At 69.2% G+C, this 17,633-nt stretch carries 17 protein-coding genes, 1 rRNA gene and 1 pseudogene; 18 read left to right on the forward strand and 1 reads right to left on the reverse strand.

The window, feature by feature from the left end; translation table 11 throughout:
* Positions 1 to 18 precede the first annotated feature (18 nt).
* The 12 genes and pseudogenes from rrf to xerD all read left to right on the forward strand — a co-directional run bounded on the left by rrf (position 19) and on the right by xerD (position 11,634).
* A 5S ribosomal RNA gene (gene rrf / locus ADBZ6K_RS25445) occupies positions 19 to 132 on the forward strand.
* Positions 133 to 360: 228 nt separating this feature from the next.
* Positions 361 to 1,118 (forward strand): annotated as a pseudogene (locus ADBZ6K_RS25450) (tetratricopeptide repeat protein).
* 1 nt (position 1,119) lies between these two features.
* Complete coding sequence (locus ADBZ6K_RS25455) at positions 1,120 to 2,133, forward strand: HAD-IIA family hydrolase (protein ID WP_526351953.1); 1,014 nt, start codon at positions 1,120 to 1,122, stop codon at positions 2,131 to 2,133.
* Between the two features lie 13 nt (positions 2,134 to 2,146).
* Positions 2,147 to 2,362, forward strand: a complete 216-nt coding sequence (locus tag ADBZ6K_RS25460; RefSeq protein WP_526351955.1) for a hypothetical protein — start codon at positions 2,147 to 2,149, stop codon at positions 2,360 to 2,362.
* A gap of 6 nt (positions 2,363 to 2,368) precedes the next feature.
* Positions 2,369 to 3,178 carry a TlyA family RNA methyltransferase gene (locus tag ADBZ6K_RS25465; protein WP_526351957.1) on the forward strand — a complete coding sequence of 270 codons (810 nt, stop codon included), beginning with the start codon at positions 2,369 to 2,371 and terminating at the stop codon, positions 3,176 to 3,178.
* Complete coding sequence (locus ADBZ6K_RS25470; RefSeq protein ID WP_526351959.1) at positions 3,175 to 4,098, forward strand: NAD kinase; 924 nt, start codon at positions 3,175 to 3,177, stop codon at positions 4,096 to 4,098. Before ADBZ6K_RS25465 ends, ADBZ6K_RS25470 begins: the two co-directional genes overlap by 4 nt.
* A 6-nt stretch (positions 4,099 to 4,104) precedes the next feature.
* Positions 4,105 to 5,868: a DNA repair protein RecN gene (gene recN, locus ADBZ6K_RS25475; protein WP_526351961.1), complete on the forward strand. Its 1,764-nt coding sequence runs from the start codon at positions 4,105 to 4,107 to the stop codon at positions 5,866 to 5,868.
* 93 nt (positions 5,869 to 5,961) lie between these two features.
* Complete coding sequence (gene steA / locus ADBZ6K_RS25480) at positions 5,962 to 7,146, forward strand: putative cytokinetic ring protein SteA (RefSeq protein ID WP_526351963.1); 1,185 nt, start codon at positions 5,962 to 5,964, stop codon at positions 7,144 to 7,146.
* Between the two features lie 15 nt (positions 7,147 to 7,161).
* Positions 7,162 to 8,103: a copper transporter gene (locus tag ADBZ6K_RS25485; protein WP_526351965.1), complete on the forward strand. Its 942-nt coding sequence runs from the start codon at positions 7,162 to 7,164 to the stop codon at positions 8,101 to 8,103.
* Positions 8,104 to 8,241: 138 nt separating this feature from the next.
* Entirely contained in the window at positions 8,242 to 10,044 is a 1,803-nt protein-coding gene (gene pyrG, locus ADBZ6K_RS25490; RefSeq protein WP_526351967.1) for a CTP synthase, read from the forward strand.
* Positions 10,037 to 10,654: an NUDIX domain-containing protein gene (locus ADBZ6K_RS25495; RefSeq protein ID WP_526351969.1), complete on the forward strand. Its 618-nt coding sequence runs from the start codon at positions 10,037 to 10,039 to the stop codon at positions 10,652 to 10,654. The genes pyrG and ADBZ6K_RS25495 overlap by 8 nt, the downstream gene beginning before the upstream one ends.
* Positions 10,654 to 11,634 (forward strand): site-specific tyrosine recombinase XerD, encoded by a 981-nt coding sequence (xerD, locus tag ADBZ6K_RS25500; RefSeq protein WP_526351971.1) that lies wholly within the window; start codon positions 10,654 to 10,656, stop codon positions 11,632 to 11,634. Before ADBZ6K_RS25495 ends, xerD begins: the two co-directional genes overlap by 1 nt.
* A gap of 93 nt (positions 11,635 to 11,727) precedes the next feature.
* Here the strand turns inward: xerD and ADBZ6K_RS25505 are convergent, their stop codons facing one another.
* Positions 11,728 to 12,252, reverse strand: coding sequence for a MarR family winged helix-turn-helix transcriptional regulator (locus tag ADBZ6K_RS25505; RefSeq protein ID WP_526351973.1), 525 nt, complete (start codon positions 12,250 to 12,252; stop codon positions 11,728 to 11,730).
* Positions 12,253 to 12,425: 173 nt separating this feature from the next.
* Between ADBZ6K_RS25505 and ADBZ6K_RS25510 the strand changes: the two genes are divergently transcribed.
* Genes ADBZ6K_RS25510 through der form a run of 6 tightly spaced genes read left to right on the forward strand, consistent with a single transcriptional unit; the run spans position 12,426 to position 17,632 of the window.
* The gene (locus ADBZ6K_RS25510; protein WP_526351976.1) at positions 12,426 to 13,289 is read left to right on the forward strand and encodes a ParA family protein; all 864 of its coding nucleotides are present in this window, start codon (positions 12,426 to 12,428) and stop codon (positions 13,287 to 13,289) included.
* Positions 13,286 to 14,104, forward strand: coding sequence for a segregation/condensation protein A (locus ADBZ6K_RS25515; protein ID WP_526351978.1), 819 nt, complete (start codon positions 13,286 to 13,288; stop codon positions 14,102 to 14,104). Before ADBZ6K_RS25510 ends, ADBZ6K_RS25515 begins: the two co-directional genes overlap by 4 nt.
* A complete protein-coding gene (scpB, locus tag ADBZ6K_RS25520; RefSeq protein WP_526351980.1) occupies positions 14,097 to 14,783 on the forward strand; it encodes an SMC-Scp complex subunit ScpB in 687 nt (228 codons plus the stop codon). Before ADBZ6K_RS25515 ends, scpB begins: the two co-directional genes overlap by 8 nt.
* Before the next feature lie 10 nt (positions 14,784 to 14,793).
* Positions 14,794 to 15,537, forward strand: coding sequence for a pseudouridine synthase (locus tag ADBZ6K_RS25525; protein WP_526352008.1), 744 nt, complete (start codon positions 14,794 to 14,796; stop codon positions 15,535 to 15,537).
* Positions 15,534 to 16,220 carry a (d)CMP kinase gene (cmk, locus tag ADBZ6K_RS25530; RefSeq protein ID WP_526351982.1) on the forward strand — a complete coding sequence of 229 codons (687 nt, stop codon included), beginning with the start codon at positions 15,534 to 15,536 and terminating at the stop codon, positions 16,218 to 16,220. The genes ADBZ6K_RS25525 and cmk overlap by 4 nt, the downstream gene beginning before the upstream one ends.
* Positions 16,217 to 17,632: a ribosome biogenesis GTPase Der gene (der, locus tag ADBZ6K_RS25535; protein ID WP_526351984.1), complete on the forward strand. Its 1,416-nt coding sequence runs from the start codon at positions 16,217 to 16,219 to the stop codon at positions 17,630 to 17,632. The genes cmk and der overlap by 4 nt, the downstream gene beginning before the upstream one ends.
* Position 17,633: the final 1 nt, after the last annotated feature.

A 17,633-nucleotide genomic window follows, 5' to 3' on the forward strand; every position in this document is an offset into this window, starting at 1 on the left:
AACACAACACAATAAAGTTACGGCGGCCACAGCGGCAGGGAAACGCCCGGACCCATCCCGAACCCGGAAGCTAAGCCTGCCAGCGCCAATGATACTACCCAACCCGGGTGGAAAAGTAGGACACCGCCGAACACACATTAGGAATCGCCCCCCACAATTTGTGGGGGGCGATTTCATATTCCACCGTCAACTAATTCGAATTCGGATGAATAAATTGTCAGCATAATCCAGGTGGCCGTATCCTTTGCGGAGCGGCATGTCCAGGAAGAAAGGCTCCCGTGGTCGACAACAGGCAGGGCGGCGACAATGAGCGCCGCCGCAGGCGCGGCCCGGATGCCGGCGTACCCCGTCGCGGACCACGTGACCAGGCGTCGGCGCCCAGAACGTCGGGCCCCGGACGTGCACGGCCGGCGCAGCCGAAGGCCGACCCGAATGCGGCGGACGATGCGCCGCGGCGCGACGGCCCGACGATTCCGCCCGAGGTGGAGGCCCGCCAGCTGGCACCCGAGGTCCGCGGGGAACTCAGCACGTTGGACCGTGCTACGGCAGACGTGGTCGCCCGGCATCTGGTGATGGCGGGGGAGTTGCTCGACGAGGACCCGGAGACCGCGCTTTCCCATGCCCGCGCCGCCCGCGCCCGGTCGGGCCGGATCGCAGCGGTCAGGGAGGCGGTCGGGATCGCCGCCTACCGGTGCGGTGACTGGGCCCAGGCTCTCGCCGAGCTGCGGGCCGCCCGCCGCATGGGCAGCAAGTCGCCGTTGCTGCCGTTGATCGCCGACTGCGAACGTGGGGTCGGGCGACCCGAACGGGCGATCGAGTTGGCCCGAAGCCCCGAGGCTGCGCAGCTCACCGGCGACGACGCCGACGAACTTCGCATCGTCGTGGCCGGGGCCCGCTCCGACCTCGGCCAGCTCGAACAGGCGCTGGCCATCCTGTCCACGCCGGCCCTCGACGCCGAGCGCACCGGGTCGACCGCGGCGCGATTGTTCTACGCCTACGCCGAAACACTGCTCGCGCTCGGCCGCGGCGAGGAAGCCCTGCAGTGGTTCATCAACACGGCGGCCTCCGATGTCGAAGGCGTCACCGACGCCGAGGAACGAATCACGGAGTTGGCCTGATATGAGCAGCCTTGCACAGGAATTCGACTGCCTGCTCCTCGATCTGGACGGCACGGTGTTCCGGGGCCACGAGCCGACCGCCGGCGCGGTCGACACCCTGGCCGCCGTCGAAGCCAGGAAGTTCTTCGTCACCAACAACGCCTCCCGCGGCCCGGGTGAGGTCGCCGACCACCTGCGATCGATGGGCTTCCGCGTACTGCCCGGCGATGTGGTGACCAGCGCGCAGGGCGCCGCCCGGCTGCTGTCGGACCAGCTATCGCCGGGTTCGAAGGTCCTGGTACTCGGCACCGATGCGCTGGCCGATGAGGTGGTCACGGCTGGCCTCGTCGCCGTCCGCACGTGGGCCGACGAACCCGTCGCCGTTGTGCAGGGCCACTCACCGAACACCGGCTGGGCCAACCTCGCCGAAGCGGCCCTCGCCATCCGCGGCGGCGCCCTGTGGGTCGCCAGCAACGTCGACCTCACGCTGCCCTCGGAACGCGGTCTGCTCCCGGGTAACGGCTCGATGGTCGCGGCGTTGCGCGCGGCGACGGAACGCGAACCTCAGGTCGCGGGTAAACCGCAGCCGACCCTGATGCGGGATGCGTTGAGCCGCGGCCACTTTGACTCACCCCTGGTGGTCGGCGACCGGCTCGACACCGACATCGCCGGGGCGGTCGCCGCACAACTGCCCAGCCTGCTCGTGCTCAGCGGTGTCAGCACGGCCGACGATGCCATCCGCGCCGTCCCCGCCCAGCGGGCCACCTACATCGGTGAGGATCTGCGGGCGCTGATGGGCGACAGCGACCCCCTGCTCGTTGCCCCCCATCCCGCCTGGGACGTCGAGGTGGATGGGTCACGCGTGATCGTGCGTGCCACCGGCGCGGATCCCGGCGACGATTTGTCGGTGGTGCGGGCCACCGCGCGCGCCGTGTGGGACGCCGAAACCAATGGCAGTCCCTTAGCGCTGGCTGGCGACGACGCGGCCCGGCACGCCCTGCGGAGGTGGTCGGTGTCCACGGCAGCCATCGGCTAGCGTGAACACCGAGATGAGTACCGATGCCGACCAGATCAGGGCCCAGGTCGCGGCCCTGCTGGCAGAACTGCCCGACCCCGCGGGGACGCTCGACTACGGCGGTCAGCCCGACGATGGGCACCCGGCCGACATCGAGGCCATCGCGGCACATCTGGAGCACGCCCACGATGTGTTGGTACAGGCGCTCGAAGCGGTCGAGAAGGGTCGCTCGCCCGGAATCGTGAGGTGACCGGACGTGACGCGGCGCGCGCGTATTGATGTGGAGCTGGTTCGCAGGGGCCTGGCGCGTTCGCGCCAGCAGGCGGCGGAGTTGATCGGAGCCGGGCGGGTCAGCGTCGACGGGATGCCCGCGGCCAAACCGGCTACCGCGATCGCGCTGAACGCCAACATCGTCGTCGACGCCGCGGGCCAGCGCAGCTGGGTCTCCCGCGGGGCGCACAAGCTGATCGGCGCCCTGGACGCTTTCGGACTGGCCGTTGACGGCAAGCGCTGCCTGGACGCGGGGGCCTCGACGGGCGGCTTCACCGAGGTGCTGCTCGACCGGGGCGCGGGCGAGGTCGTCGCGGCCGACGTCGGCTACGGCCAGCTCGCCTGGTCGCTGCGTTCGGATCCGCGGGTTCGGGTGCTGGATCGCACCAACGTGCGCGAGCTGACCGCCGATGCCATCGGGGGACCCGTGGATCTCATCGTCGCCGACCTGTCGTTCATCTCGTTGGCGACGGTATTGCCTGCGCTGGCGTCCTGCGCGATGGCCGGCGCCGATATCGTTCCCATGGTGAAGCCGCAATTCGAGGTCGGAAAGGACCGCGTCGGCGCGGGCGGGGTGGTGTCGGATCCCGATCTGCGCGTCGCCGCGGTGCTCGCCGTCGCCAACCATGCCGCCGAACTGCGTTGGCACGCCGTCGACGTCGTGGCCAGCCCGTTGCCGGGGCCGTCCGGAAACGTCGAGTACTTCCTTCGGCTGTGCGCCGACTCCGATCGCTCACTCGACGGGCTCGAGCTGGAGAACGCCGTGCGCCGCGCGGTAACGGAAGGCCCGCAATGAGCTGCGAACGCACCATTCTGCTCGTGGTCCACACCGGCAGGTCCGAAGCCACCGAGGTGGCGCGCCGGGTGGAGAAAGTGCTCGGCGACAACGACATCGGCCTGCGGGTGCTGGCCGCAGAGGCGGTCGACCGCGGGCCGGTGCACCTGGCGCCCGACGACATGCGTGCGCTCGGGGTGGAGATCACCGTGGTAGACGCCGACGAGCGGGCCGCCGAAGGCTGCGAGCTGGTCCTGGTCCTCGGCGGCGACGGCACCTTCCTGCGGGCCGCGGAGTTCGCCCGCAACGTCGAGATCCCGGTCCTCGGTGTCAATCTCGGTCGCATCGGCTTCCTTGCCGAGGCCGAGGCGGAAGCCATCGACACGGTGCTCGAACACGTGATCGCGCGCGACTACCGCATCGTGGAGCGGATGACCCTCGACGTCGTGGTACGCGCCGGCAGTCGCGTTGTGGCCCGCGGCTGGGCCCTCAACGAAGCGAGCCTGGAGAAGGGCCCGCGCCTGGGTGTGCTCGGCGTGGTGGTGGAGGTCGACGGGCGGCCGGTGTCGGCGTTTGGATGCGACGGGGTGCTGGTGTCGACCCCGACCGGCTCGACCGCCTATGCATTCTCAGCCGGCGGACCGGTGCTGTGGCCCGATCTCGAGGCAATCCTGGTGGTGCCCAACAACGCCCACGCGCTCTTCGCGCGCCCGATGGTGACCAGCCCGGCGGCGTCGATCGCGATCGAGATCGAGGCGGACGGCCACGACGCGCTGGTGTTCTGCGACGGCCGCCGCGAGATGGTGGTCCCCGCCGGGGCCCGGCTGGAGGTCACCCGCTGCGCCGTGCCCCTGAAATGGGTGCGGTTGGACAGCGCCCCGTTCACCGACCGACTGGTACGCAAGTTCCGGTTACCGGTCACCGGCTGGCGGGGGCAGTGACGGCAGGTGCTTGCCGAGATCCGAATCGAGTCGCTGGGTGCGATCAGCGCGGCGACCGCTGAATTCGACCGCGGGCTGACGGTCCTCACCGGCGAGACCGGCACGGGCAAGACGATGGTCGTCACCGGTCTGCACCTGCTCGGTGGCGCCAGGGCCGACGCCAGCAGGGTGCGATCCGGCGCCGCCCGCGCCGTGGTCGAAGGCCGTTTCACCACAGCAGACGTCGATGATTGCGTCGCCGGGCGGGTCGACGAGATCCTGGATTCCTCCGGGGCCGAACGCGACGACGACGGCAGCATCATCGCGGCCCGTTCGGTCAGCCGCGACGGCCCGTCGCGGGCCTATCTCGGCGGTCGCAGCGTCCCCGCGAAATCGCTGAGCGGGTTCACCACCGAACTGCTGACCCTGCACGGGCAGAACGACCAACTGCGGCTGATGCGGCCCGACGAGCAGCGCGCCGCACTGGACCGGTTCGCCGGCGTCGACACGCTGCTGGCGGGTTACCGTGCCGCCCGCGACGCCTGGCTGACCGCACGGCGTGACCTGACCGACCGTCGGCGCCGTGAGCGCGAGCTGGCCCAGGAGGCCGACCGGCTGAAGTTCGGTCTCAACGAGATCGACACCGTCGCGCCGGCGGCCGGTGAGGACGAGGCACTCGTCGACGAGATCCGGCGGCTCTCCGAACTGGACGCGCTGCGCGAGGCCGCGCACACCGCCCGATCGGCGTTGTCGGGAGGGGATGACGAGCAGCCGCTCGGTACGGCGTCGGCCGCCGACGCCGTCGGTCAGGCGAGGTCGGCGCTGGAATCCACCGATGACGCCGCGTTGCGGTCGCTGGCGGGACAACTCGGTGAGGCGATGGCGGTGATCGGCGACGTCGCCACCGAACTCGGCGACTTCCTGGCCGGGCTGCCCACTGATGCGAGCACGCTGGAATCGCGATTGGCCCGCCAGGCCGAACTGCGGGCGCTGACACGGAAATACGCCGCCGACGTCGACGGGGTGCTGGCCTGGGCCGCCGAGTCGCGCCAACGGCTGGCCCAGCTGGACGTGTCCGAGGAGGCGCTGGCCGGCCTCGAGCGCAAGGTCGGCGAGCTGGAGAAGAAGGTGGTCGCCGGGGCCGTCGCACTGACCGCCGCGCGGGCCAAGGCGGCGAAGGGACTGGCGAAGGCGGTGACGGCCGAGCTGTCCGGCCTGGCGATGGCAGACGCCGAGTTCACCGTCGCCGTGGCGCCGCTGGCGGTCCGGGGCGACGATTCGGCGCCCGTGGTGCTGCCGTCGGGCGTCTCCGTCCACGCGGGCCACGACGGGGCCGACGCCGTGGAGTTCGGGTTCGCTGCTCACCGAGGCACCGACGTCCTTCCGCTCACCAAGAGCGCCTCGGGCGGCGAGCTGTCCCGGGTGATGCTTGCGCTGGAAGTGGTGCTGGCTGCCTCGGCCGAAGGCACCACGATGGTGTTCGACGAGGTGGACGCCGGGGTCGGCGGCCGCGCCGCGGTGCAGATCGGTCGCCGGCTGGCCAGGCTGGCACGCACCCACCAGGTGATCGTCGTGACCCACCTGCCGCAGGTGGCGGCGTACGCCGACGTTCACCTCGTCGTCGACAGCGGCAGGCGTGACCGCTCAAGTGGGGTGCGCCGCGTCGTCGACGACGACCGGGTCGCCGAACTGGCGCGCATGCTGGCGGGCCTCGGCGAGTCGGACAGCGGCCGGGCGCACGCCCGCGAGTTGTTGGCGGCGGCGCGTGACGACCGCGCGCAAGCCTCCTGATCGTGTGGCTGGTGTGACTAAATGTAACTTCTGAGGCTAGTGTTACGGCGCGCCTCCACGTGCCGCGGGTCGTTACTGGCCAGAATCGGCCCCATGAAGATGTCTGCGCTGCTCTCCCGTAATGCCAGCTCACGGCCGGGGCTCACCGGAACCGCCCGGGTTGACCGCGACATCGACAGGCTGCTGCGCCGCATCGGTCCCGGCGACATCGTGGTGATCGACGCGGCGGACCTCGATCGCATCACCGCGGATGCGCTCGTCGAGGCCAATGTGGCCGGCGTGGTCAACGCGTCGCCGTCGATCACCGGCCGTTATCCCAACCTCGGACCCGAGGTGCTGGTGGGCAACGGTGTGATGCTCATCGACGAAGTGGGCCAGGAGGTGTTCAAGAAGGTCAAGGACGGCGCCCGGATCCGCCTCAACGGCGGCGGGGTGTATGCGGGTGACCGACAGCTGGCCGCGGGCACCGAGCGCACCGATCACGAGATCCACGAGATGATGCACGAGGCGAAGAGCGGTCTGGTCGCTCACCTCGAGGCCTTCGCCGGCAACACCATCGAGTTCATCCGCAGTGAGAGCCCGCTGCTGATCGACGGGATCGGGATCCCCGACATCGACGTCGACCTCAACCGCCGCCACGTCGTGATCGTCGCCGAGGAACCGAACGCACCCGCCGACCTCAAGGCGCTCAAACCGTTCATCAAGGAGTACCAGCCGGTGCTGGTGGGCGTCGGGACGGGCGCGGACGTGCTGCGCAAGGCCGGCTACCACCCCGCGCTCATCGTCGGTGATCCGGACAAGATGAGCACCGAGGTGCTGCGCTGCGGTGCGCAGGTCGTGCTGCCCGCCGACGCCGACGGACACGCTGCCGGGCTCGAACGGATCCAGGATCTCGGTGTGGGGGCGATGACCTTCCCCGCCGCCGGATCCGCCGCGGACCTCGCGCTGTTGCTGTGCGATCACCACGGTGCCTCGCTGATCGTCACGGCCGGCCACACGGCCAGCATCGAGGAGTTCTTCGACAGGACCCGCCAGCACAGCAATCCCTCGACGTTCCTGACCCGGCTCAAGGTGGGCGAGAAGCTCGTCGACGCCAAAGCCGTTGCGACGCTGTACCGAAGCCGGGTGTCCGCAGGCGCGATCGCGTTGCTGGTGCTGGCCATGCTGATCGCGGTGATCGTCGCACTGTGGGTGTCCCGAGCCGACGCCGCGATCCTGGATTGGGTCACCGAGTATTGGAACCGCTTCCTGCTGTGGGCGCAGGGTCTAGTCGCCTAGCGGCGGGGGTGAGGCGTGATATCGCTACGCACACATGCAATTTCGTTGGCCGCGGTGTTCCTGGCACTGGCCATCGGGGTCGCGCTGGGTTCGGGTCTGCTGTCCAACACCGTGTTGTCGGGGCTGCGGGACGACAAGGCCGAGCTGCAGCACCAGATCGACACGCTCACCGATGACAAGAATGCACTGAACGAGAAGCTCAACGCGGCAGCGGAATTCGATGCGCAGATGTCTGCGCGCATCCTGCGTAACACCCTCGGCGGCAAGTCGGTCGTGGTGTTCCGCACGCCCGACGCCGCCGACGACGACGTCGAGGCGTTGTCGCGGTTGGTGGGGCAGGCCGGCGGCACCGTCACCGGCACGGTGTCGCTCACCGAGGAGTTCATCGGGGCGAACTCGGCCGAGAAGTTGCTGTCGGTGGTCAACTCGCCGATCCTGCCCGCCGGGACACAGTTGAACACCGCCTCGGTGGACCAGGGCTCGCAGGCGGGCGATCTGCTCGGCATCGCGATGCTGGCCAACAGGGATCCGGCCGCACCCGTGGTCACCGACGAGCAGCGTGACACCGTGTTGCAGGCGCTGCGGGACACCGGCTTCCTGACCTACGGCACCCAGCAGATGGCCGCCGCGGACGCCGCGCTGATCGTGACCGGCGGGCCGCTGGCCGACGACGCGGGCAACCGCGGCGCCACGGTGGCCAGGTTCGCCGCGGGGATGGCACCGCACGGTTTCGGGAGCGTTCTGGTCGGCCGGGGCGGATCCGCGTCTGGCACCGGCGCGGTGGCGGTGACCAGGTCCGATGCCGCCCTGACCGGCGCGGTGAGCACCGTCGACGACATCGACGCCGAATCCGGCCGGATCACGACGGTGCTTGCCCTCGCCGATCTCGTCAACGGCGGTAAACCCGGGCAATACGGGACCGGTCAAGGCGCGTCGTCGGTAACGCTGCCGCAATAGGGCGGGTCCGGCGCGTCAGCGACGCGCTGTCGGCGTCGGTGTTAAGGTGAGATTCCGTGGGTCGGCAGGCCCCAAACTAGGACTCGGCCTAGGAACAAAGTAGGAAAGTAGCCCTGCCCGTCGTCACGGAGGTTGCACTTGCCAGGCCAGACACACTCGCCAGGCCAGACAAAGGCGTTACGCAAGCACCCGCAAACCGCGACGAAGCACCTCTTCGTCACCGGCGGCGTGGTCTCCTCACTGGGTAAGGGACTCACGGCGTCGAGCCTCGGACAGTTGCTGACCGCGCGCGGGCTGTCCGTGACGATGCAGAAACTCGACCCCTACCTCAACGTCGACCCCGGCACCATGAACCCGTTCCAGCACGGTGAGGTGTTCGTCACCGAGGACGGCGCCGAAACCGATCTCGACGTCGGGCATTACGAGCGCTTCCTCGATCGCAACCTCAGCGGTTCGGCGAATGTGACCACGGGACAGGTGTATTCGACCGTCATCGCCAAGGAGCGCCGCGGCGAGTACCTCGGCGACACGGTGCAGGTCATCCCGCACATCACCGACGAGATCAAGAACCGCATCCTGGCGATGGCGCGAACCGACGCCGACGGGCGCAGGGCCGACGTGGTGATCACCGAGATCGGCGGCACGGTCGGTGACATCGAATCCCAGCCGTTCCTGGAGGCCGCCCGCCAGGTCCGTCACGAAGTCGGCAGGGAGAACTGCTTCTTCCTGCACGTGTCGCTGGTGCCGTACCTCAAGCCCTCCGGCGAACTGAAGACCAAGCCGACCCAGCACTCGGTGGCCGCGCTGCGCAGCATCGGTATCACTCCCGATGCGTTGATCCTGCGCTGCGACCGCGACGTCCCCGAGGGACTCAAGACCAAGATCGCCCTGATGTGCGACGTCGACATCGACGGCGTGATCTCCACCCCCGACGCCCCGTCGATCTACGACATCCCCAAGGTGCTGCACCGGGAGGAACTCGACGCCTACGTGGTGCGGCGCCTGAGCCTGCCGTTCCGCGACGTCGACTGGACCGAATGGGACGACCTGCTGCGCCGGGTGCACGAGCCCCAGGAAACCGTCCGAATCGCGTTGGTGGGCAAGTACATCGACCTGTCCGATGCCTATCTGTCGGTCGCGGAGGCGTTGCGTGCCGGGGGTTTCAAACATCGCGCGAAGGTCGAGATGCGGTGGGTGGCCTCCGATGATTGCGAGACCGACAACGGTGCCGCCGCGGTGCTCAACGACGTCGACGGTGTGCTGATCCCCGGCGGGTTCGGCATCAGGGGTATCGAGGGGAAGATCGGGGCCATCCATTTCGCGCGCAAGCGCGGCCTGCCCGTGCTTGGGCTGTGCCTCGGCCTGCAGTGCATCGTGATCGAGGCGGCCCGCGCGGTCGGGCTGACCGAGGCCAACTCCGCCGAGTTCGACTCGGCGACGCCCGATCCCGTCATCTCCACCATGGCCGACCAGCGTGACGCCGTCGCCGGGGAGGCCGACCTCGGCGGCACCATGCGCCTGGGCGCCTACCCTGCCGTTCTGGAGCCGGGATCGATTGTGGCGGAGGCCTATCAGGCCACCCAGGTGTCCGAGCGGCACCGTCACCGCTACGAGGTCAACAACTCCTATCGGGACCGGATCGCCGAGAGCGGACTTCGGTTCTCCGGCACCTCACCGGACGGTCACCTGGTCGAGTTCGTCGAGTACGCCTCCGACGTCCACCCGTTCCTCGTCGGCACCCAGGCCCACCCCGAACTCAAGAGCCGGCCCACCCGGCCCCATCCGCTGTTCGTCTCGTTCATCCGCGCCGCCCTGGACTACAAGGACGCCGAGCGGTTGCCCGTCGAGATCCCCGAGCAGCGGTCCAACGGCATCGAGCACGCCGACGGACATTCCGGCGCCGTCGCGCAGCTGCTTGAAGAGCCCGCGTCCCGTGCCTGAGCACGCGTTCGAGACGAGCGCGAGCGAAACGGTCTACGTCGGGAAGATCTTCGCGCTGCGCGCGGACGAGGTCGTGATGCCCGGGGGCGGTACCGCCCGGCGCGAGGTCGTCGAACACTACGGGGCGGTGGCCGTCGTGGCGCTCGACGATGACGGGAAGCTGGTACTGGTGTACCAGTACCGCCACGCGGTGGGCAGGCGGCTGTGGGAGCTGCCCGCCGGGCTGCTCGATATCGGGGGAGAGCCGCCGCACCTCACCGCTGCCCGTGAACTGCAGGAGGAGACGGGGCTGGCGGCGGCGGACTGGAAGGTGCTCGTCGACCTGGTGGCCACGCCGGGGTTCTGCGATGAGAGCGTGCGGGTGTATCTGGCCACCGGCGTCAGCGAGGTGGAGAAGCCGGAAGCCCATCACGAAGAAGCGGACATGATCGTGCGACGTGTGCCACTGACGGAGGCGGTCCGGATGGTGTTCGCGGGCGAGATCGTCAACGCGACCGCGGTGGGCGGGATTCTGGCGGCGCACATGGTCGACGACGTCGAGACGCTGCGCTCCGTCGACTCACCGTGGACCGATCGGCCGACGGCGTTCGCCCGGCGGAACGGGCATTGATGACGGCATCCGCGGTTCATCCGCCCGGCGCGTCGCCGTCGTCCCCGTCGGTGCTGGACGGTCAGATCCAGGGCTACCTGGACCATCTGACGATTGAACGCGGGGTCGCCGCCAATACCCTGAGCTCCTATCGCAGGGATCTGCGCCGATACGCCGAGCACCTCACGGCGCGCGGCGTCGATGACCTGGCCAAGGTCGTGGAGGCCGACGTCAGTGACTTTCTGGTGTCGTTGCGTCGCGGGGATCCGGGCAGCGGTGCGGTAGCGCTTTCGGCGGTGTCGGCCGCCAGGGCGCTGATCGCGGTGCGCGGGCTGCATCGCTTCGCGGCGGCCGAGGGGCTCACGGAGGCCGATGTCGCCCGGGAGGTGAAACCGCCCACACCGAGCCGGCGGCTGCCCAAGAGCCTGTCGATCGACGATGTGCTGGCCCTGCTCGACGGCGCGGGCGGGGACCGCGAGTCCGACAGCCCGCTGACGTTGCGTAACCGGGCGCTGCTGGAGTTGTTGTACTCGACGGGGGCGCGAATCTCGGAGGCGGTGGGGCTCGATGTCGACGACGTCGACACCGAGGCGAGGTCGGTGCTGCTGCGCGGCAAGGGCGGCAAGCAGCGGCTGGTGCCCATCGGCAGGCCCGCGATCGGCGCGCTGGACGCCTACCTGGTGCGTGGGCGGCCGGAGCTTGCGCGCCGGGGCCGCGGGCAGCCTGCGATCTTCCTGAACTCACGCGGCGGACGACTGTCCCGGCAGAGCGCCTGGCAGGTGCTGCAGGACGCCGCCGAACGGGGCGGTGTGACATCGGCGGTGTCCCCGCACACCCTGCGGCACTCCTTTGCGACCCATCTGCTCGACGGCGGTGCCGATGTGCGCGTCGTGCAGGAACTGCTCGGCCACGCGTCGGTGACGACCACGCAGATCTACACCATGGTCACCGTGCATGCCCTGCGCGAGGTCTGGGCCGGGGCGCACCCCCGCGCGCACTGACCGCCAGGCCGTTTCAGCGTGCGCATTTGTACGCCCATGCTCGGGGTGTCGTGAACAGACACACACGTTCCTCGGATCGGGTTGCGGCTCGCGTCAAGGGGAGCGCTCGTGGAGTTCGCGGCGGTAGCCGGCGATCGCCTGGCACAACGCGGCGAACACCCGGTGGGCGGCCACGAGATCCTCGTCGGGCAGATCGGCCATGGCGGATCGAATGTGTTCGCCGAGCGGCTCGAAGAAGGAGCGCGCCACACCGAGGCCGTGCTCGGAATAGCGCAGCACCAGTTTGCGCCGGTCGAACTGGTGGGTCTCGCGGCGGACGTGGCCCGCATCGATCAGGCGGTTCACCAGGTAGGTGATGGCCGGGCCCGACATCCCCAGCCGCTCGGCGAGCTCACCGGGACTCAGCGGTTTACCCGCGGCCTCCGACACGACGATGTGCAGCAGCGCGCCCATGTCGTTGTTGCCGACGTGGTGCAGGCCCGCGAACGTGCGTCCGATGCGGTCGGACTCGGCATTCAGAGCGCGCACATCGGCGGCGACCAGTGCCTCGAGGTCGGGCCGCGCCAGGCCTCGTGGGTTGGCCGTGCTCGACACACGTAGCCCCGATTCGTCGGCCACTCAGGGATGTTATCGCCAGGACACCCACGAAAGCGCCACGTCGGAGCGTTGCGCGCCTTGCGGCTCCCCGCCTGACCGGGACGTTAAGCTTCTGGGAATGTCCGCCTTGCCTGTGGGTTGCCTGACCAGCGGTGGTTCGGCATGACCGACGAGCGCTTGCGCCAGGAGCCGACATGACCGACAACGGCGATCCGCCCGTGCCCGTCGGCCTCACCGGCAGGCCGCCCCGCGTCATCCCCGAACCTGCGCCCAAGACCACCCACGGTCCGGCCCAGGTCATCGCCATGTGCAACCAGAAGGGCGGCGTCGGCAAGACCACGTCGACGATCAACCTCGGTGCCGCCCTCGCCGAATGCGGCCGGCGGGTGCTGCTGGTGGACCTCGATCCGCAGGGGGCGCTGTCGGCGGGGCTGGGGGTGCCGCACTACGAGCTGGACCGCACGATCCACAACGTCCTCGTGGAATCCCGGGTGTCGATCGACGACGTGCTGATCAACACCCGGGTCAAGAATCTGGACCTGGCGCCCAGCAATATCGATCTGTCGGCCGCCGAGATTCAGCTGGTCAACGAGGTGGGCCGGGAGCAGACCCTCGCCAGGGCGCTGCATCCGGTGCTCGACCGCTACGACTACGTCCTCATCGACTGCCAGCCGTCGCTGGGCCTGCTCACGGTCAATGCACTCGCCTGTGCCGACGGCGTGATCATCCCCACCGAGTGTGAATTCTTCTCGCTGCGGGGCCTGGCGTTGCTCACCGACACCGTCGAGAAGGTGCACGACCGGCTCAACCCCAAGCTGCACATCGGCGGCATCCTGATCACCCGCTACGACCCGCGCACGGTGAACTCCCGGGAGGTCATGGCCCGGGTTGTCGAGCGGTTCGGCGACCTGGTGTTCGACACCGTCATCAGCCGCACCGTCCGGTTCCCGGAGACCAGCGTCGCCGGTGAGCCGATCACCACGTGGGCGCCGAAATCCGTCGGCGCCGAGGCGTATCGAGCGCTGGCCAGGGAAGTCATCGCCCGGTTCGGCGCGTGAGCGAGGACGTCGAGTCTCAGCAGAGCGGCTTTCAGGTACGGCTGAGCAATTTCGAGGGTCCGTTCGATCTGCTGCTCCAGCTGATCTTCGCCCACCGCCTCGACGTCACCGAAGTGGCCTTGCACCAGGTCACCGACGACTTCATCGCCTACACCAAGGCGATCGGCTCGCAGCTGGAACTCGACGAGACGACCGCGTTCCTGGTCGTCGCCGCCACGCTGCTCGACCTCAAGGCGGCCCGGCTGCTGCCGTCGGGCGAGGTGCACGACGAGGACGACCTGGCGCTGCTGGAGGTGCGTGACCTGCTGTTCGCGCGGTTGCTGCAGTACCGCGCCTTCAAACACGTCGCCCAGATGTTCGCCGAGCTCGAAGCCGCCGCGTTGCGCAGCTACCCGCGCGCGGTGTCGCTGGAGGAACGCTTCGCCGACCTGCTTCCCGAGGTCATGCTCGGTGTGAGCGCCGAGAGTTTCGCGCAGATCGCGGCGGCCGCGTTCACCCCGCGACCGGTGCCGACGGTGGCCACCGGACATCTGCATGCGGCACCGGTCTCGGTGCCGGAGCAGGCACGGCGTCTGTTGTCGCTGCTGGAGCGGAGGGGCACCGGCCAGTGGGCGTCGTTCTCGGAGCTGGTGGCCGACTGCGAGGGCGCGATGGAGGTGGTCGGCAGCTTCCTGGCGCTGCTCGAACTGTACCGGGCGCGGGCGGTAGCATTCGAGCAATCAGAGCCGCTTGGTGCGCTCCAGGTTTCGTGGACCGGGGACAGCCCGACCAGCGAATACCTGGCGACCGTTGACGCGGTGGAGGACGATGACTGACGAAATGCCCGACCTCGATCTGGGGATCGAGGTCGAGACCCCGCCCGAGCTGGAGGACTCCGAGTTCGGCGCGGTGCTCGAGGCACTTCTGCTGGTCGTGGACACTCCGGTGACGATCGAGGCGCTCGCCGCGGCGACCGAGCAGCCCGCGTCGCGGGTGACGGCCACTCTGCGGGCGATGTCGGACGAGCTCGCCGCGCGCGGCAGCGGTATCGACCTGCGGGAGGCGGGCGGGGGCTGGCGGTTGTACACGCGGGCGCGGTTCGCGCCGTACGTGGAGCGGCTGCTGCTCGACGGCGCCCGCTCCAAACTGACCCGGGCGGCGCTGGAGACGCTGGCGGTGGTGGCCTACCGGCAGCCGGTCACCCGGGCACGGGTCAGCGCGGTGCGCGGCGTCAACGTCGACGCGGTGATACGCACCCTGGTGGCGCGCGGGCTGATCACCGAGGCGGGAACCGATCCGGATACCGGTGCGGTGACCTTCTCGACGACCGAGCTGTTCCTGGAGCGGCTGGGTCTGTCGTCGCTGGAGGACCTGCCCGACCTTGCGCCGCTGCTGCCCGATGTGGACGTGATCGACGATCTGAGCGAATCACTGGACGACGAGCCGCGTTTCATCAAGCTCAATGCGGTACCCGCTGCCGGGCAACCGTTGTCGATGAATCTGGACCAGGACTGAGGTGGACGTGGTGATAGCTGGCGACGGTGTGCGCCTGCAGAAGGTGTTGTCGCAGGCGGGGGTTGCCTCGCGGCGGGTGGCCGAACGGATGATCCTCGACGGGCGTGTCGAGGTCGACGGCCGGATCGTGACCGAGCTGGGGACGCGGGTGGACCCCGACGCATCGGTGATCCGGGTCGACGGCACCCGCGTCCTGCTGGACGACACGCTGGTGTATCTGGCGATCAACAAGCCACGGGGTATGCATTCGACGATGTCGGACGATCGGGGCCGGCCCTGCGTCGGCGACCTGGTCGAGCATCGGGTCCGGGGTAACAAGAAGCTGTTTCATGTCGGGCGGCTCGATGCGGACACCGAGGGTCTGATGCTGCTGACGAACGACGGGGAGCTGGCCCACCGGCTGATGCACCCGTCCTTCGAGGTGCCCAAGACCTACCTGGCGACCGTGGAGGGCGCCGTGCCGCGCGGTCTGGGCAAGAAGCTGCGTACCGGAGTCGAATTGGACGACGGGCCAGCGCGCGTCGACGATTTCGCGGTGGTCGACGCCGTTCCCGGTAAGACGATGGTGCAGGTGGTTCTGCATGAGGGGCGCAAGCGGATCGTGCGCCGGATGCTGGCGGCGGTCGGGTATCCGGTGCAGGAGCTGGTGCGCACCGACATCGGCGCGGTGAAGCTCGGTGACCAACGCCCGGGTAGCATCCGGGTGTTGAGCCGCAAGGAGATTGGCGAGCTCTATAAGGCGGTGGGGTTGTGAGCCGTTCACTGGTGATTGCCGTCGACGGGCCGGCAGGTACCGGGAAGTCTTCGGTATCAAGGGGTTTGGCGCAGTCCCTCGGCGCGCGCTACCTGGACACCGGGGCGATGTACCGGATCGTCACGCTGGCGGTGCTGCGGTCGGGCACCGATCTGTCGGATACGGCACAGGTCGCTACGGTCGCCGACCGCGTCGAGTTGTCGGTTGGGCATGACCCCACCCAGGACCGGTCGTTTCTGGCCGGGGAGAACGTGTCGACCGAGATCCGCGGCGATGAGGTGACCAAAGCGGTGTCGGCGGTGTCGGCCGTTCCCGCGGTGCGCGCCCGGCTGGTGACGCTGCAGCGATCTCTGGCCGGCGGCGAGGGCAGCGTCGTCGTCGAGGGCAGGGATATCGGGACGGTAGTGCTGCCGGACGCCGATGTGAAGATCTTCCTCACCGCCTCGGCCGAGGAGCGTGCGCGACGGCGCAACGACCAGAACGTCGCCAGCGGGCTGCCCGGCGACTTCGCGGCGGTGCTGGCCGATGTGCAGCGTCGTGACCATCTGGACTCCACCCGCGCGGTGTCTCCGCTGCGGGCCGCCGACGACGCGTTGCTCGTCGATACCAGCGATATGACTGAGGCTCAAGTGATTTCACACCTACTCGAGTTGGTCCAGCAGCATGCCGGGGCGTCGAGGTGAGCGCATCCGACACGGACGGCACCTGGTCGGACGAGAGCGAATGGGAGCTCGGCGCCGAAGACGTCGCCGAGGCGATCGAGGAGGCGTCGGCGCCACCACCGGTGGTGGCCGTGGTCGGGCGTCCCAACGTCGGGAAGTCCACGCTGGTCAACCGGATCCTGGGCAGGCGCGAGGCCGTCGTGCAGGATGTGCCCGGGGTGACGCGTGACCGCGTGTCATACGACGCGCTGTGGTCCGGCAGGCGTTTCGTCGTGCAGGACACCGGGGGATGGGAACCCGACGCCAAGGGGCTGCAGCAGCTGGTCGCCGAGCAGGCTTCGGTGGCCATGCGGACGGCGGACGCGATCATCCTGGTGGTCGACGCGGTGGTCGGGGCGACGGCGGCGGACGAGGCCGCCGTCCGGCTGTTGCGTAAGTCGGGAAAGCCGGTTTTCTTGGCGGCCAACAAGGTTGACAACGAGCGGGCCGAGGCGGATGCGGCGGCGCTGTGGTCACTGGGGCTCGGGGAGCCGCATCCGGTGAGCGCCATGCACGGCCGCGGTGTGGCCGATCTGCTCGACACGGTGATGGAATCCCTGCCTGCGGTGTCCGAGCTGTCCTCCGGCGGCGGTGGGCCGCGCCGCGTTGCCCTGGTGGGAAAGCCCAACGTGGGCAAGAGCTCGCTGTTGAACCGGCTGGCCGGTGATGAGCGCTCGGTGGTGCACGACGTGGCCGGGACCACCGTCGACCCGGTTGACTCGCTGATCGAATTGGGCGGCAAGACTTGGCGATTCGTCGACACGGCGGGGTTGCGCCGCAAGGTCGGTCAGGCGAGCGGTCACGAGTTCTACGCGTCGGTTCGTACGCATGGGGCCATCGACGCCGCCGAGGTGGTGATCGTGCTCATCGACGGGTCGCAGCCACTGACCGAACAAGACCAGCGGGTGCTGTCGATGGTGATCGACGCGGGCCGGGCGTTGGTGCTGGCGTTCAACAAGTGGGATCTCGTCGACGAGGATCGCCGTTACATGCTCGACCGGGAGATCGAGCGGGAGCTCGCCCAGGTGCAGTGGGCACCGCGCGTCAACATCTCGGCGCTGACCGGGCGTGCGGTGCAGAAGCTGGTGCCGGCGCTGGAGACCGCGTTGGCGTCGTGGGATCGACGGATCACCACCGGGCAGCTCAACACCTTCCTCAAGGAAGTGGTGGCGGCGACGCCTCCGCCGGTGCGCGGCGGCAAGCAGCCGCGGATCCTGTTCGCCACCCAGGCGACGGCGCGGCCGCCGACGTTCGTGCTCTTCACCTCGGGTTTCTTGGAGGCGGGGTATCGGCGGTTCCTGGAGCGGCGGCTGCGCGAGACGTTCGGCTTCGAGGGCAGCCCGATCAGGATCAATGTGCGGGTCCGCGAGAAGCGCGGAGCGAGGTCTCGCTGAG

Origin of the sequence: Mycobacterium sp. (genome assembly GCF_044223235.1) — a bacterium.
Lineage (GTDB): Bacteria > Actinomycetota > Actinomycetes > Mycobacteriales > Mycobacteriaceae > Mycobacterium.

Bases quoted from the DNA above. Each gene is read 5' to 3' on its own strand.
- ADBZ6K_RS25455 (WP_526351953.1), top strand. From the start codon at position 1,120: ATGAGCAGCCTTGCACAGGAATTCGACTGCCTGCTCCTCGATCTGGAC.
- ADBZ6K_RS25460 (WP_526351955.1), top strand. From the start codon at position 2,147: ATGAGTACCGATGCCGACCAGATCAGGGCCCAGGTCGCGGCCCTGCTG.
- ADBZ6K_RS25470 (WP_526351959.1), top strand. From the start codon at position 3,175: ATGAGCTGCGAACGCACCATTCTGCTCGTGGTCCACACCGGCAGGTCC.
- steA (WP_526351963.1), top strand. From the start codon at position 5,962: ATGAAGATGTCTGCGCTGCTCTCCCGTAATGCCAGCTCACGGCCGGGG.
- xerD (WP_526351971.1), top strand. From the start codon at position 10,654: ATGACGGCATCCGCGGTTCATCCGCCCGGCGCGTCGCCGTCGTCCCCG.
- ADBZ6K_RS25510 (WP_526351976.1), top strand. From the start codon at position 12,426: ATGACCGACAACGGCGATCCGCCCGTGCCCGTCGGCCTCACCGGCAGG.
- scpB (WP_526351980.1), top strand. From the start codon at position 14,097: ATGACTGACGAAATGCCCGACCTCGATCTGGGGATCGAGGTCGAGACC.